Origin of the sequence: Synechococcus sp. CS-1326, from assembly GCF_025128115.1 — a bacterium.
Classification (GTDB): Bacteria; Cyanobacteriota; Cyanobacteriia; order PCC-6307; family Cyanobiaceae; genus Regnicoccus.
In genome coordinates this window covers 51,501-65,625 of record NZ_JAHLYV010000035.1, presented here as the reverse complement: position 1 = coordinate 65,625, position 14,125 = coordinate 51,501, and the positions used below count along the sequence as shown (strand labels likewise).

The following is a 14,125-nucleotide window of genomic DNA, read 5'->3' as shown; positions in this document are numbered from 1 at the left end:
GTGTTAAAAGACTCTTCGGAGGCTTGGCACCTTCGGCTCCCCTCCCCCCTCTGCTCAAACAACTGTGGTTCTTCGTCCCCAAGTCATCGTCAGTGCCCCTTCAGGCTCATTCCCTGACGATTTGGACTGCTTTCAGATGAATGGCTACGAGGATCCCGGCGAGTGGGAGGCGGCAATGAAGCGGGCGTTCATTGAAGCAAGGTCTGATGCAGAAGTAGCCCAGTTGCTCAGAACTCATTACCTTGAAGAAAATGTTGCCGCATCATTTGTTGCCTACCGCGAATCAGGTGTCCCCGAAGCAGTTGACGGGTTGTTGAAGCGTCTTGGGCTATCTCTGCAAACCCCTGTTGCTGATATCGGTTGTGGCCGTGGCCATGCTGCTCACGCCATGGCCAGACTGGGTTATGAAAAATTAACGGCGATGGACCCCAATGACGAGTGGTATACGGGTACTGGATTTTTGCGCTCGTTAGATGACCATAATATTCGTATTGTCAATCATCTGGATGAATGGGGGAAGCTTGGTGGGAGTTTTGGAGCTATTATTTCATCTGGAACAGTTCATCACTGGCAGCACATCCCTCAGATTGCTATTGATACAAGACGAGCCATGCAACCTGGTGGATATTGGTTGATGATTGCTGAATATTTTGCCAATAGCGCCCGCGACCTTGTCGATGGACTCAATAGCCACCCGACCGCTACCCGCTACGGATCGTTCGAGTGGGCTTATCCGGCTTCGGCTTACGTGGATCTCATTCAGGCATCTGGTTTTCTACTTGTCGGTGTCATCCCTCTTCATTATAGGGGTGCTCTATTTTATAGTGGGTGTGAGCTTCCATTTGACGAAAAACTTGATCAGTGGGTTGATGCGAATCTGACCTTGCCTGGCGGAACGGTTGAGGAATTCTGGTCTGAGGTTGATGCTTGGCGGCGTGGTATTGGAGTCGCACGTAACTATACTGTGCCTCAAGTTCTTATCTTCAAGCGAGTGCAAATCTGATGTTGCCCGCATGTCATTTGTGCTTTTTTGTTTGCAGTTTGGCTGGATTGATCTGATGTTTTGTTGAGAATGTGTGTTCTGATATTCTTGTCTGCAGCCTAGGATCTGGACATTGTTGAAGTGATCCCTTCAATGTCTGTACCACGGCATTCACTGACACCTTAGTGCTTTTTGTTGACTCTAGGATGACTGGACCGAATCGCTGACGATGCAACTTGATGCCTTGTCTGGGATAGAATCGAATTTGCTTTGTGAGTATGTATCGACGGCTTTCAATGCATGGCCGTGCCCGATGTTGATCCAGTTGACGGGTTTGTCGGATCTGAGAATTAATTTTGTTCTGGGTGGACCCTTGACTTGATCTCCATCTTGGTAGTTGCAAAAACGCCATGGACCTGCCTATTCCCAACCATGGGTTCAAGAATCAGAACGTCTGGCTTGTAGTGCATCACTTGGAATTGTGTTGCATCCCCCTCGCTAACTGCTGCAGACAGGCTGTAGCTCCCTGGATATAGGTATGGCATCACAAATTTAAAGACTACAGAAACTGTCTGCTTTGAGTTGGCCCTGATCATTTCGTGCGAAGTGGTGTTTTCGCCAAATACTATTTGCCCTGTCCGGTCCCTGACCACAAACCCAGCCAAGAAACTCTCAACCTGAATATTGCATTTGGCTGTTATTTCCACTTGGATCATCTCTCCACAGCATGGTGTATTTGTAACTTGGCCCCCCATTGTTTTCAGAACAACTTCTGAGATGTAGGCACGTCGATTGCCGTAGTCACATTCTGAATTCCAGTCTACTATTTCTGTTCCGACTTCTTCCCGATCTACGACTGAGGGAAGCTGTTCTCCCTGTTTTTCATTTGGATTCGCCCCGAGGTCGTTCGTATCTGCCCCCTGTGACTGACTGGGTCTTTTTGACTTGCCATTTAGAGGATTATCAAGGCTAGGGTTGGATTGGGCTTTAGACGCCTTTTCAATTTCTGCATTTGATGCTTCTAGGCAATATCGAGTGTAGGATGTGAGAATAGGTGCTGTCGTTGTATCCATCTTGACTTGGCCCGATTCAATCCAGATTGCTCGACTACATAGACTGGATACTGCGTTCAGATCATGGCTGACAAATAGAAGAGTACCCGTTTCGGTGAATCGTCTTATAAAGCGCATGCAGCGTTGCCCAAACACTGCATCTCCAACACTCAGTGCTTCGTCGACGATGAGAACAGATGGTTCAACATGGGCAATGACTGCAAATGCGAGTCTAACGAGCATTCCACTGGAGTATGTCTTTACAGGTTGATGTACGAAGTCCCCAATATCTGCAAATGCCTGAATGTCGTCCAGTCGCTCTTTGGTCTGCTGTTGCGTCAAACCTAGTAGAGAGGCGTTGAGATAGACGTTCTCAATCCCTGTAAACTCAGGATTGAAGCCACTGCCTAATTCAAGTAGAGCTGCTATTGTTCCACTTGTTTTGACGCTGCCTTCCGTAGGAGAAAGTGTACCACAAATGATTTGCAGCAGTGTACTTTTGCCGCTGCCATTGCGCCCAATGATGGCAACGGTTTCTCCACGTTTCACTTCTAGGCTTACATTTCTTAAAGCCCAGAACTTGCGATGATATGTTCGCCGTCCGCCCCAGATGGCTTGCTTCAGTCTGTCAGAGGGGTTTGCATAAATTTGATAACATTTTCCTAGGTCTCTTGCAACGATCGAGTTCAAACTGTCCTTAGCTTGTGGTACATAGGATTGCATGTTAGATCACATCTGCAAAGGCTGGCTTTGCCCTTTGGAAGGTCCGGTAGGAAAGTTCGCATGCAATCAGGCTTAGGCTTATTCCCATGATCAGATAAGTTATGCTTGGAGCTTTCCCGATGATAGCTACCATTCTTGTCTGTTCAATGATGTGGGCCAGCGGGTTGATATTGAGCAATGGTAACCATCGTGGGGGCAATGCTGAAAGTGGGAAGAAGATTGGACTCAGAAACATCAGCATGCTGATGACAACGCCTACCAGTTGGCCGATATCTCTTAGGAAGACTCCAACTGCAGATAGCACCCAGCTGACTGCTAGGGTTCCAAGTAGCAATGGAATCCAGACAACAGGTAGCCATATAATGCTGGATGGGATCCGACCAAACGCAGCTATCTCAAATATGATCAGTACCACAACACTGGTGCCCGCATGAAATCCCGCCGTACCCAGGGCAGCTGGGGGCAGAACTTCTAGTGGAAACACTACTTTCTTTACATAGTTTGGATTGGCCAGAATCAGCCCGGGAGCTCGATTAACGCATTCGGCGAACAAGTTGAAGACGATCAGCCCTGCAAACAAGTTGACTGCAAACGCTAGTGGACCTGACTCTACGCCATTTCCCCATCGAGCTTTGAATACCTGGGAAAACACAAGTGTATAAACAGCGAGCATGGCTAGTGGCTGGACGAAGCTCCAGCCCAGGCCCAGTACTGAGCCTCTATAGCGACCTTGGACTTCTCGCTGGATGAGCCGCCATATAAGCTCACGATTTCGGATGATTGCTTTTTGAAACTGTATTCCCATGTCTACTTCATCTAAGATTTTGTGAACTGTGAACAGGTGGTTGTGTCCCTCGGCGCCTCTTCGCTAGGTGTGGAGGTCCGAGCGAGGAAACTGATGATTCATTTTGCTTCGTTTTTAGATTTGAACGCTCCTCCCGATTGGTGGCCGCATGAGACACATGTTGTCGCTCGATCTGTCTACGCCATCGCATTCTCTCTGCCACCATCCCATTCGTCCAAAACTTTGTCATTGCTAAATTCCACCCCTGTCTACTCATGCTGGATGCCATAGGTGCTTCATCTCGCCTCTGCCCTCTCCTGCCACCTCAGTAGGATCACCTGCCCAACGTGATTTCAGCGGACGGTTCGGTGAGGGTAGCTCATTCGAAAGCAACGATCTTTCGTCTGCAATTGGTTTTGGATTTGGTTGTTCATGGCTATTTTCATGATTGAGTAGTTTTCTCCACTTTCTCCATCCTGCAAGGTGAGACCAGACATTGACCAGGCTATCTTTCGACATTTCCAGTTGCTCTAGCGTATTCATCCTGGATTTTCAGCCTACCTGTTCTAGTTCCAGCACCCTCTTGCGGATGTGGCTCATTGGGAGAGCATCTCCTTGCCAAGGAGAGGGTCGAGAGTTCGAATCTCTTCATCCGCTTGAACGTCCTGAAACCCTTTGCAGCAGCAGCAGGTGCTGGGTTTCCGACCCTTGGAAACCCAGCTGCTGGTAAAAGCCAGAGCTGTTCGTGGTCATCAGGTACACCCGCTCCACGCCGGCCACGGCAGGCCTGCTGAGCAGGGCCTCAACGATCCGCCTGCCGACCCCGTGCCCCTGGTGGTCAGCGGAGACCACCACATCCCACAGCACGGCCCGGTAGATGCCATCACTGGTGGCTCGGCCGAAGCCGATCAGTTGCCGATTGCTCCAGGCGCTGACAACGGCCTGGCTGCCCACCAGCATCCGGTTGAGATCAGCCCGGCTCCGCGCCTGGGCCCAGAAGCTGTGGTTGTCGAGCAGCCGCTTCAGAGCAGCCAGTCCCAGCAGGCGGAGACCAGGCGCTCTGGCTCGATGGCAGACGATCCTCACCGGTGTGCCCCCAATGCCTTGTCTCTGGCCCTCGGACCATTCGTCTTGCCAGGGATCGTCTGAAGTGAAGTGAGTGGCCATGCCGGTGGCCTGCTCTGGCAAGGATCGTTGGGTGGATCTGGCCATGTCGATCTGAAAGTCTCCAACCAGCAGCTCCTTGGGGTTCATACCGAGGGGCGCTGGCCTGAATTGAGGGCCATCAAGCCTTTGGACAACCCTACCTCCAGGGCTTCCATCTGGCGAAACCCCTTGCCCTGCCTAGGCTCTAGAGGGTCGATGACCTGTGGGCGGTGATAGGCTGAACCAACCGGGCGGCTGCTTTCGATGCTCAAATTCCTGTTGGGCGATCCCAATGCCCGCAAGCTGAAGCGCTACCAGCCACTGGTTTCAGACATCAATCTGCTGGAGGAGGAGATCGCTGCCTTCAGTGACGATCAGCTACGCGGCAAGACCGCCGAGTTCAAGGAGCAGCTCCAGAAGGCTGAAACTCCGGCCAGGCAGCGGCAGTTGCTTGATGCGCTGTTGCCTGAGGCCTTCGCGGTGGTTCGGGAGGCCGGCAAGCGGGTGTTGGGCATGCGCCACTTCGATGTGCAGCTGATCGGTGGCATGGTGCTGCATGAAGGCCAGATCGCCGAGATGAAGACTGGCGAGGGCAAAACGCTCGTGGCCACCCTGCCGGCCTATCTGAACGCCCTGACCGGCGCCGGGGTCCACGTCGTCACCGTGAACGACTATCTGGCCCGTCGGGACGCCGAGTGGATGGGCCAGGTGCATCGCTTCCTCGGCCTCTCGGTGGGGCTCATCCAGCAGGACATGCCCCCGTTTGAGCGGCGTCGCAACTACGGCTGCGACATCACCTACGCCACGAACAGTGAGCTCGGGTTCGACTACCTGCGCGACAACATGGCCAATGACATCGAAGAGGTGGTGCAGCGCAACTTCAACTATTGCGTCATTGATGAGGTGGATTCCATCCTTGTGGATGAAGCCAGAACTCCCCTGATTATTTCTGGCCAGATTGAGCGGCCCCAGGAAAAGTATCGCCGGGCAGCCGAGATTGCTGAGTTGCTGCAGCGCGCTGAAGGCACTGCCAAGGATGGAATTGATCCAGAAGGGGATTATGAAGTGGATGAAAAGCAGCGCAATGTAACCCTTACGGATGAAGGCTATGCCAAGGCTGAAACGTTGTTGGGTGTTGGAGACCTGTTTGATCCAGCAGACCCCTGGGCGCATTACATCACCAATGCGCTCAAAGCCAAGTCCCTGTTCATCAAGGATGTCAATTATATAGTGCGCGGCGAGGACGCCGTCATTGTCGATGAATTCACCGGCCGGGTGATGCCGGGGCGCCGCTGGAGTGACGGCCAGCATCAGGCGATCGAGGCCAAGGAGAACCTGCCGATCCAGCCGGAAACCCAGACCCTCGCCAGCATCACGTACCAGAATTTCTTCCTGCTTTATCCGCGCCTGGCCGGCATGACCGGCACCGCTAAAACCGAAGAAGTGGAGTTCGAGAAAACCTACAAGCTCGAAGTCACGGTGGTGCCCACCAACCGGCAGCGCTCGCGCACCGATCTGGTTGATCAGGTGTACAAGAACGAGGTGGCCAAATGGAGGGCTGTCGCCGCAGAAACCGCCGAGATCCACCGGGCTGGACGGCCCGTGCTGGTCGGCACCACCAGTGTCGAAAAATCGGAGTTGCTCAGCGACCTGCTTGCAGAGCAGGGGGTTCCCCACAACCTGCTGAACGCCAAGCCGGAGAATGTCGAGCGCGAGGCAGAGATCGTTGCCCAGGCAGGCCGGGCCGGTGCCGTCACGATCGCCACCAACATGGCCGGCCGCGGTACCGACATCATCCTTGGTGGCAACAGTGACTACATGGCACGCCTCAAGTTGCGGGAGGTGCTGCTTCCTCGCCTCGTGCGTCCGGAGGAGGGCCATCGCCCGCCGGTTCCCCTGCCGCGCGAGGCATCCAGTGGTGGTGGCTTCGGCAACACTGCTGAGGCCCTGCCCCACGCCCCCAGCGAGGCCCGTGCCATTGGGGCGCTCTACCCCTGTTCCCTCACTGACGCTACAGAGCAGTCCCTGGTCGAGCTGGCCAGGGAGCTGGTCAAGGCCTGGGGGGACCGGGCCCTCTCGGTGCTCGAGCTTGAGGATCGAATCGCCCAGGCGGCGGAGAAGGCCCCCACCGATGACGTCCAGATCCAGAACCTGCGCCAGATGATCAGCCGGGTGCGTGGTGAGTACGACGCGGTGGTGAAGGAGGAGGAGGAGCGGGTGCGTCAGGCCGGTGGTCTGCACGTCGTCGGCACCGAGCGGCATGAATCGCGACGGGTGGATAACCAGTTGCGCGGCCGTTCCGGTCGTCAGGGAGATCCAGGCAGCACCCGTTTCTTTCTCTCCCTGGAAGACAATCTGCTGCGCATCTTCGGCGGAGAGCGGGTGGCTGGCCTGATGAATGCCTTCCGGGTAGAGGAGGACATGCCGATTGAGTCCGGCATGCTCACACGTTCCCTGGAAGGGGCTCAGAAAAAGGTGGAAACGTATTACTACGATATCCGCAAACAGGTTTTTGAGTACGACGAAGTGATGAACAATCAGCGTCGTGCTGTTTATGCCGAGCGTCGGCGTGTACTTGAGGGCAGGGAACTCAAGTTGCAGGTGATCGGCTACGGCGAGCGCACCATGGACGATATCGTTGAGGCCTATGTCAATCCTGATCTTCCTGCGGAGGAATGGGATCTGGGACAGCTGGTCGCCAAGGTGCAGGAGTTTGTTTATCTGCTGGCAGATCTGACCCCAGAGCAGTTGCAGGGTCTGTCGATGGAGGAGCTCAAGGCCTTCCTGCGTGAGCAGCTGCGCAATGCCTACGACCTGAAGGAGAGTCAGGTTGAGCAATCCCGTCCAAACCTGATGCGCGAGGCTGAACGCTTCTTCATTCTGCAGCAGATCGACACACTTTGGCGTGAGCATCTCCAGGCCATGGATGCGCTGCGCGAATCGGTGGGGCTGCGTGGCTATGGCCAGAAAGATCCGCTGATCGAATACAAAAACGAGGGCTATGACATGTTTCTTGACATGATGACCTCGATGCGGCGCAACGTGATCTATTCCATGTTCATGTTCCAACCTCGTATGGAAAGCGCCGAGGCGATTGCCACGGGCTGAAGCAGGCCCGGCGGCTTCAGCCGTTGATGCTGGAGCGATCCCCCAGAAACTCCAGAATTTCCCGATCCTTGAGATTCTGGGCCTTGGCTCCGCAGCCTTCCAGCAGGGGCCGTCCGGCTGCCACATCCCGCAGGCAATGCTGCAGCTGACTCAGGTCGTTTTCCAGCACATCAATCCGCTCCATGAGGTTGCGGATCACCCGGGCTTCGGCGTCCGGAAGGGCTGAATGGGCCAGGGGGTCGATGCGCACCCCTGACTGATGCACCACCCTGCCGGGAATGCCCACCACCGTGCTGTCGGGTTGCACGTCGCGCAGCAGCACCGAACCGGCTCCGATCCGGGTGTTGGAGCCCACGGTGATCGCGCCGAGCACATTGGCACCGGCCCCCACCACCACGTTCTCCCCCAGGGTGGGATGGCGCTTGCCGTGCACCTTGCCTGTTCCCCCCAGGGTCACTCCCTGGTACAGCAGACAGCGGTTGCCGATTTCGGCGGTCTCGCCGATCACCACCCCCATGCCGTGGTCGATGAAGACCCCGGAGCCGATCCGGGCGCCTGGATGGATCTCCACCCCCGTCAGGGAGCGGCCCAGCTGTGACAACAGCCGGGGCAGAAGCGGGATCCGGCACCGCCACAACCGATGACTGAAGCGATGCAGCACCAGGGCATGAAAGCCGGGGTAGCAGAGCAGGATCTCAAGCGTGCTGCGGGCGGCGGGGTCGCGCTCCTTGATGATCCGCAGGTCTGCCGCCACGGTGCTCAGGAGGTGCCGGAACGAGGAACCCAAGGCGAACGGATACAGGGGAACGGGGAAGACGCTGGTGCCGCCACACCCACGAACCCTGGGCCCGTGGGACTCAGCCTGCCTGGAGGGTCTGAGGATCGATCAAACCGTCTGGCGGTTCGGTCAGGCCAATCTCCTTGCGCAGCAGGTTGATCGTGGAAGCCCCGAGATAGCTCTGGGCGCAGTGGACCTGGGGCATTCGCATCAGCTGAGCCCGATTCTGGCGCAGGGTCTGCTCCACCAGCGGCAGGCTGGGCCGGTCGCAGAGCACGTGGCTGGCGGCGCGCAGCAGGGCCAGCAGGCGGCTGCCGACATCGGGGTTGGCCGTCATCACCAGCAATTCGTTGCCGCGCATGCTGTGCAGGATCACTTCGGCGGCGCGCAGGATGCCGGGGCTGATGCTGACCAGACCGACACAGCTGCCGGTGCGCAGTTCCTTCAGCAGGTCGAGTTCCTGGCGGAAGTCGTTGAGGTCCACCGCCACGGCCCGGATGCCGTAGCGCTGGGCAAGCTCTTCGACCGGCTGGAGGAAATAGCGACTGGTGACCACGGTTCCGTTGCTGGAGCTCTCCAGCACCGCTTCGAGTTCCTCCAGGGGCACCACCTCAACAGGAACCTCCAGTACCGGCGCCAGTTCCTCGGCGATCAGCAGAGAGGCGCCGATGTCTTCGCGGGGGGTGGAGACCAGCACCCGGGCGCCGCAGCGCAGTCGCCAGTCGATCTCCCGGGTGAGCAGCTCCCTGGCCTGCTGAAGGGTGCAGCCGGCGTTGAGCAGGCCGTCCACACACTGACGCACCTCACGGTCGATGTCGGGGCGTAGGCGGTTGCGGAGGCCGGGCGGCACCTTGATTTCGCGTGGCTTCTGCTGGTCGCGCACATAAATGCCCGAACCGGCCATGGCTTCCACCACGCCGTCATTCTCGAGCTGGCGGTAGACCTTGCTGATCGTGTTGCGGTGCAGGCCGGTCTGCATGGCCAGCTGCCGGGTGCTGGGCAACCGGTGACCGGGCGGGTAGTGTCGCGCCGCGATCGCAAAACAGATCTGGTTGTACAGCTGGGTCGACGCCGGGATGTCGCTTTCCTGCTGAATGTGGAATCGCACGCCCGTTGGAACCTGCAGCTTTGCTGCCACCCTACGGAGCATCGGCCCCGGTGACAATTCCCCCTGTGGCATAGGAGGCTGTGCCGGTTGCCGACCAGCCGCTCCTCGGACCTCAGCTTTCGGCCTGGGCGACCGCCGCGTCGGCACCACTCACCTGACGCACTGGTGAGGGGATCGTGCGCACGGCCTTCGAGGCCAGGGCGGCGGCGTCTTTCTCTTTGGTGAGGGGTGTTTTGCGCGGGGTCAGGAACATGATCATGTTGCGGCCTTCCCGCTTGGGGTCCTGCTGAATCTCGGCACTCTCCTCGAGATCCTTGGCCATCCGGAACAGCAGCAGCTCGGCCAGGGCCGTGTGCTGAATCTCACGTCCCCGGAAGATCACCGTGCATTTGACCTTGTCACCGTCCTTGAGGAAGCGGACGGCCTGGCCGATGCGGACCTGATAGTCGTGGGAGTCGATCTTGTAGCGCATCTTCACCTCCTTCACTTCCGTCTGGTGAGACTTCTTCTTGGCCTCCTTGGCTTTCTTCTCCTGCTCGAACTTGAATTTGCCGTAATCCATGATCCGGCAGACTGGCGGATCAGCCTTCTCGCTCACCAGCACCAGATCCAGCTCCCGATCCTTGGCCACCTCCAGGGCCTCTTCCCTGGTGATCACCCCGAGCTGGCTGCCGTCGGCATCGACCACCCGGAGCTGGGGGTAGCTGATGCGATCGTTGATGTTCGGGAGCTCCCGAACGGGGGCACGACGGTCGAAACGGGGACGAGGTGGCATTCAGAAGAGCGAGGGGGCGAAGCGTGAGGCCGCAGCGATGGCCGCAGTGGGGATGGCCATGAACGACATCCATGACCCTGTTCAAGCATGGCCCGGCACAAGCGTTGGCTTGGTCAGGGCATTGCCATCACAATCGGGCGCGTTCAGGGGGCAACACGCAGGTTTTCACTCTAGGACGCGCTGGACCGACTCCAGGGCTTCCCGCAGTGGATCAGCTCCCGTCAGCCAGAGGGCCTGATGCTGGCGACGAAACCAGGTGCGCTGCCGCTTGGCGAACTGACGGGTGCGCAGGTCGGTGAGCCGGATGGCCTCGGCCTCGTCGAGTTCACCCGCCAGGTGGCGCTTGGCTTCTCCGTAGCCGATCGTGTTCAGCAGGGGCAAGGTTGCGCCATAGCGTCGGATCAGCAAGGCCGTTTCCGCCACCAGCCCGGAGCTGTAGAGCTGGCGAGTGCGTCGGGCGATGCGATCGGGCAGATCGGGTGGGTCAAGTCCCAGCTCCAGCACCTGCCAGGGCGGAGGCTCGGTGGCTTGCAGGCTGGAGGCTGGCCTTCCGGTGGCATAGAGCACCTCCAGGGCCCGCTGGGTTCTCACCGCGTCTGCGGCGGCGATGCGGGCGGCTGTGACCGGGTCGGCCTGGGCAAGCAACTGGCGGCAGGTGCTCTGGCCCAGGGCAGTGAGCTGGGCACGCAGGGCCGGTTGCGGCGGCACGGCTGGCGGCAGAAGCCCACGGATCATCGCCTTCAGGTAGAGGCCGCTTCCTCCCACCAGGAAGGCCATGCCCCGGCGTTGTCGTTCGGCGGCGATGCGGTCTGCGGCGGCAAGCCGGAAGGCATGGAGGTTGATCGGCCGATCCGGTGGGGACAGATCCAGCAGCTCGTGTCGCACCCGGGCCCGCTGCAGGGGGGTGGGCTTGGCGGTGCCGATGTCCATGCCGAGGTAGAGCTGGCGGGAATCCACCGACAGAATCGCCAGGTCGAGGGCCTCGGCGATCCGGATCGCCAGCTCCGTTTTGCCGCTGGCGGTGGGGCCGAGCAGCACGATCACAGGCAGGGTTGACAGGGCCATGGAATGGGCCGGCCGCTGGGCCGATCAGGCTTGGTCTGAATTGGGGTTGATGCATCCCAGGCCTCAACAGCCTCTCAGAGGCCCCTGGAAGCCACCCTGAGTGCTCGGTGGTAAGCTGGAAGCCCTCGTCAGGCCTGGAGCAGTTCTTGAGCCTGTCCCTGAGCTTTCAATGAGCCCTCTGGCAAGCCTTGTCTGTTGAGCCCGGTGCCGAGCTGATACCAGTGTTGAGCTGAAACCCAGTGCTGAGTCCAGTCATTCTCACACCACCAGCGCTGATCGGTCGTGTCGGCCTCGATCGGTCCGTCTCCCACGCAAGTCAAGCGGAATGAGCGATTCCTCCAAGATCGAGCATGCCTACGGCGCCGAGCAGATCCAGGTCCTGGAGGGGCTGGAGCCGGTGCGCAAGCGGCCGGGAATGTACATCGGCACCACCGGTCCCCGTGGCCTTCACCATCTCGTCTACGAGGTGGTCGACAACTCCGTAGACGAGGCCCTGGCCGGCCATTGCAATGAGATCTTCGTCCGGCTCTGCGAAGACGGATCGGTCGAGGTCACCGACAACGGTCGCGGCATTCCCACCGACATTCACCCCCGCACCGGTAAATCCGCCCTTGAAACGGTGCTCACCGTTCTCCATGCCGGCGGCAAGTTCGGCAGCGGCGGCTACAAGGTGTCCGGGGGCCTGCATGGCGTTGGTATCTCGGTGGTCAATGCGCTCAGCGAGTGGGTCGAGGTCACCGTGCGCCGTCAGGGACAGGTGCACCGGCAGCGTTTCGAGCGAGGCACTCCGATCGGCACGCTCCGCTCGGAATCCGACGACTCCGGAGCCACTGGAACAGGCGTGCGCTTCAAGCCGGACAGCGAGATCTTCACCGGCGGCATCACTTTTGACTACACCACCCTTTCGGGCCGTCTGCGCGAGCTTGCCTACCTGAACGGTGGTGTGCGGATCGTGTTCCGGGATGAGCGCTCGGAGGCCCGGGGGCCTGAGGCTGAGGGGCACGAGGAGATCTATCACTACGAGGGTGGTATCCGCGAGTACGTGGCTTACATGAATGCGGGCAAGGAGCCGCTTCATTCCGACATTATTTACGTCAACAATGAGAAAGATGGCGTCCAGGTTGAAGCCGCTCTGCAATGGTGTGTTGATGCCTATTCCGATAGCATTCTTGGCTTTGCCAATAACATTCGCACCGTGGATGGTGGCACCCACATTGAAGGGCTCAAAACAGTTCTGACCCGCACGCTGAACACCTTTGCCAAGAAACGGAACAAGCGCAAGGATGTGGATCCGAATCTGGCTGGGGAGAATATCCGGGAAGGGCTTACTGCCGTTCTTTCGGTGAAGGTGCCTGATCCTGAATTCGAAGGCCAAACCAAAACCAAGCTCGGCAATACCGAGGTTCGCGGCATCGTGGATACGGTGGTTGGCCAGTCACTGGCCGAATACCTGGAGTTTCACCCCCAGGTGATTGATCTCATTCTGGAGAAGGCCATCCAGGCCTTCAATGCGGCCGAAGCCGCCCGGCGAGCCAGGGAGCTGGTGAGGCGCAAATCTGTGCTGGAGAGCTCCACCCTGCCTGGCAAACTGGCTGACTGCAGCTCGCGAGATCCTTCCGAATCCGAAATATATCTGGTTGAAGGCGATTCCGCCGGGGGCTCTGCCAAGCAGGGCCGCGATCGACGTTTTCAGGCCATTTTGCCTTTGCGTGGAAAAATTCTCAACATCGAGAAAACGGATGATGCCAAGATCTATAAAAACACTGAGATTCAGTCCCTGATTACCGGATTGGGTCTTGGCATCAAGGGAGAGGAGTTCAATGAATCGGCTCTGCGCTACCACCGCATTGTGATCATGACCGATGCGGATGTGGATGGAGCTCACATCCGCACCCTCTTGCTCACTTTCTTTTACCGTTATCAGAAAACGCTGCTGGAAGGTGGCTACATTTACATTGCCTGTCCGCCCCTCTATAAAGTTGAGCGGGGCAAGAATCACACTTACTGCTACAACGAGCAGGATCTGAAAACCACGCTTGATGGTTTTGGCGAGAAGGCCAACTACACGATCCAGCGTTTCAAGGGCCTAGGTGAGATGATGCCCAAACAGCTCTGGGAAACAACCATGGATCCCACCACCCGCACCATGAAACGTGTGGAGATTGAAGACGCCGCCGAAGCCGACCGCATCTTCACGATCCTGATGGGCGACAAGGTGGCTCCACGACGGGAATTCATCGAGAAGCACAGCGCCGAGCTCGATTTTGCCCAGCTCGACATCTGATGGACTGGCGCCTGGCCTGGGTTCTGGGGATGGCCCTGATTGCTCCTGCCGCCCTGCCGGCTGGTGGAGGGGAGCGACGCTCCCCCGAGCTGCGCAGGCGCCAGAGCCAGGAACCCCTGCTGGCTGCAGGGTCATTGCTGCTGCGATGTGCTCCACAGCACTCCGCACCCGCCCTGACCCGCCTGCAGGCAAACGTTCCCTTGCGGCTCCTGCGCACCTGGTGGGAGCCTGACGGTGACCGGTGGCTGCAGGTGCAGATACCCGCTTCCGGCGGGGCTGGTCCCCGCCGTGGTTGGTTGCCCGGGTGAACCCGTCAGCCT

12 protein-coding genes and 1 tRNA gene are annotated in these 14,125 nt (G+C 58.2%); 5 read left to right on the top strand and 8 right to left on the bottom strand.

The genetic code is table 11. The features are described from left to right. Window positions 1-136: 136 nt before the first annotated feature. The gene (locus KQ307_RS14210; RefSeq protein ID WP_259728355.1) at window positions 137-1,003 is read left to right on the top strand and encodes a class I SAM-dependent methyltransferase; all 867 of its coding nucleotides are present in this window, start codon (window positions 137-139) and stop codon (window positions 1,001-1,003) included. A gap of 329 nt (window positions 1,004-1,332) precedes the next feature. On the opposite strand, the gene KQ307_RS14205 is transcribed toward KQ307_RS14210, so the two are convergent. The 3 genes from KQ307_RS14205 to KQ307_RS14195 form a co-directional block, all read right to left on the bottom strand. Then, window positions 1,333-2,757 (bottom strand): ABC transporter ATP-binding protein, encoded by a 1,425-nt coding sequence (locus KQ307_RS14205; protein ID WP_259728354.1) that lies wholly within the window; start codon window positions 2,755-2,757, stop codon window positions 1,333-1,335. Between the two features lies 1 nt (window position 2,758). Further along, the gene (locus KQ307_RS14200) at window positions 2,759-3,562 is read right to left on the bottom strand and encodes an ABC transporter permease (protein ID WP_259728353.1); all 804 of its coding nucleotides are present in this window, start codon (window positions 3,560-3,562) and stop codon (window positions 2,759-2,761) included. A 252-nt stretch (window positions 3,563-3,814) separates the two neighbouring features. Then, entirely contained in the window at window positions 3,815-4,084 is a 270-nt protein-coding gene (locus KQ307_RS14195; RefSeq protein WP_259728352.1) for a hypothetical protein, read from the bottom strand. A 42-nt stretch (window positions 4,085-4,126) separates the two neighbouring features. Here KQ307_RS14195 and KQ307_RS14190 point away from each other — a divergent pair. Then, window positions 4,127-4,198 (top strand) — tRNA-Gly (locus KQ307_RS14190). Here KQ307_RS14190 and KQ307_RS14185 read toward each other — a convergent pair. Further along, a complete protein-coding gene (locus KQ307_RS14185; RefSeq protein WP_399242234.1) occupies window positions 4,190-4,642 on the bottom strand; it encodes a GNAT family N-acetyltransferase in 453 nt (150 codons plus the stop codon). The two genes, KQ307_RS14190 and KQ307_RS14185, sit on opposite strands and share 9 nt — an antisense overlap. Before the next feature lie 309 nt (window positions 4,643-4,951). On the opposite strand from KQ307_RS14185, the gene secA reads away from it, so the two are divergent. Beyond that, on the top strand, window positions 4,952-7,795 hold the full coding sequence (secA, locus tag KQ307_RS14180) for a preprotein translocase subunit SecA (RefSeq protein ID WP_259728351.1): 2,844 nt from the start codon (window positions 4,952-4,954) through the stop codon (window positions 7,793-7,795). A 16-nt stretch (window positions 7,796-7,811) separates the two neighbouring features. On the opposite strand, the gene cysE is transcribed toward secA, so the two are convergent. The 4 genes from cysE to miaA form a co-directional block, all read right to left on the bottom strand. Next, on the bottom strand, window positions 7,812-8,558 hold the full coding sequence (gene cysE, locus KQ307_RS14175) for a serine O-acetyltransferase (RefSeq protein ID WP_399254100.1): 747 nt from the start codon (window positions 8,556-8,558) through the stop codon (window positions 7,812-7,814). A 94-nt stretch (window positions 8,559-8,652) separates the two neighbouring features. Beyond that, a complete protein-coding gene (locus KQ307_RS14170; RefSeq protein WP_259702546.1) occupies window positions 8,653-9,681 on the bottom strand; it encodes a GntR family transcriptional regulator in 1,029 nt (342 codons plus the stop codon). Between the two features lie 112 nt (window positions 9,682-9,793). Further along, a complete protein-coding gene (infC, locus tag KQ307_RS14165; protein WP_259702545.1) occupies window positions 9,794-10,456 on the bottom strand; it encodes a translation initiation factor IF-3 in 663 nt (220 codons plus the stop codon). 165 nt (window positions 10,457-10,621) lie between these two features. After that, window positions 10,622-11,521 carry a tRNA (adenosine(37)-N6)-dimethylallyltransferase MiaA gene (miaA, locus tag KQ307_RS14160; RefSeq protein ID WP_259702544.1) on the bottom strand — a complete coding sequence of 300 codons (900 nt, stop codon included), beginning with the start codon at window positions 11,519-11,521 and terminating at the stop codon, window positions 10,622-10,624. 325 nt (window positions 11,522-11,846) lie between these two features. Between miaA and gyrB the strand changes: the two genes are divergently transcribed. Together gyrB and KQ307_RS14150 are read left to right on the top strand one after the other, a co-directional pair. Further along, window positions 11,847-13,805 (top strand): DNA topoisomerase (ATP-hydrolyzing) subunit B, encoded by a 1,959-nt coding sequence (gene gyrB, locus KQ307_RS14155; RefSeq protein WP_259702543.1) that lies wholly within the window; start codon window positions 11,847-11,849, stop codon window positions 13,803-13,805. Then, window positions 13,805-14,113: an SH3 domain-containing protein gene (locus tag KQ307_RS14150; protein ID WP_259702542.1), complete on the top strand. Its 309-nt coding sequence runs from the start codon at window positions 13,805-13,807 to the stop codon at window positions 14,111-14,113. Before gyrB ends, KQ307_RS14150 begins: the two co-directional genes overlap by 1 nt. The last annotated feature ends 12 nt before the right edge of the window (window positions 14,114-14,125 follow it).

Excerpts from the sequence above, each read along its gene's own strand:
- KQ307_RS14150 (WP_259702542.1), top strand. The coding sequence starts at position 13,805 with ATGGACTGGCGCCTGGCCTGGGTTCTGGGGATGGCCCTGATTGCTCCT.
- miaA (WP_259702544.1), bottom strand. The coding sequence starts at position 11,521 with ATGGCCCTGTCAACCCTGCCTGTGATCGTGCTGCTCGGCCCCACCGCC.
- KQ307_RS14210 (WP_259728355.1), top strand. The coding sequence starts at position 137 with ATGAATGGCTACGAGGATCCCGGCGAGTGGGAGGCGGCAATGAAGCGG.
- infC (WP_259702545.1), bottom strand. The coding sequence starts at position 10,456 with ATGCCACCTCGTCCCCGTTTCGACCGTCGTGCCCCCGTTCGGGAGCTC.
- secA (WP_259728351.1), top strand. The coding sequence starts at position 4,952 with ATGCTCAAATTCCTGTTGGGCGATCCCAATGCCCGCAAGCTGAAGCGC.
- KQ307_RS14205 (WP_259728354.1), bottom strand. The coding sequence starts at position 2,757 with ATGCAATCCTATGTACCACAAGCTAAGGACAGTTTGAACTCGATCGTT.
- KQ307_RS14200 (WP_259728353.1), bottom strand. The coding sequence starts at position 3,562 with ATGGGAATACAGTTTCAAAAAGCAATCATCCGAAATCGTGAGCTTATA.
- KQ307_RS14195 (WP_259728352.1), bottom strand. The coding sequence starts at position 4,084 with ATGAATACGCTAGAGCAACTGGAAATGTCGAAAGATAGCCTGGTCAAT.
- gyrB (WP_259702543.1), top strand. The coding sequence starts at position 11,847 with ATGAGCGATTCCTCCAAGATCGAGCATGCCTACGGCGCCGAGCAGATC.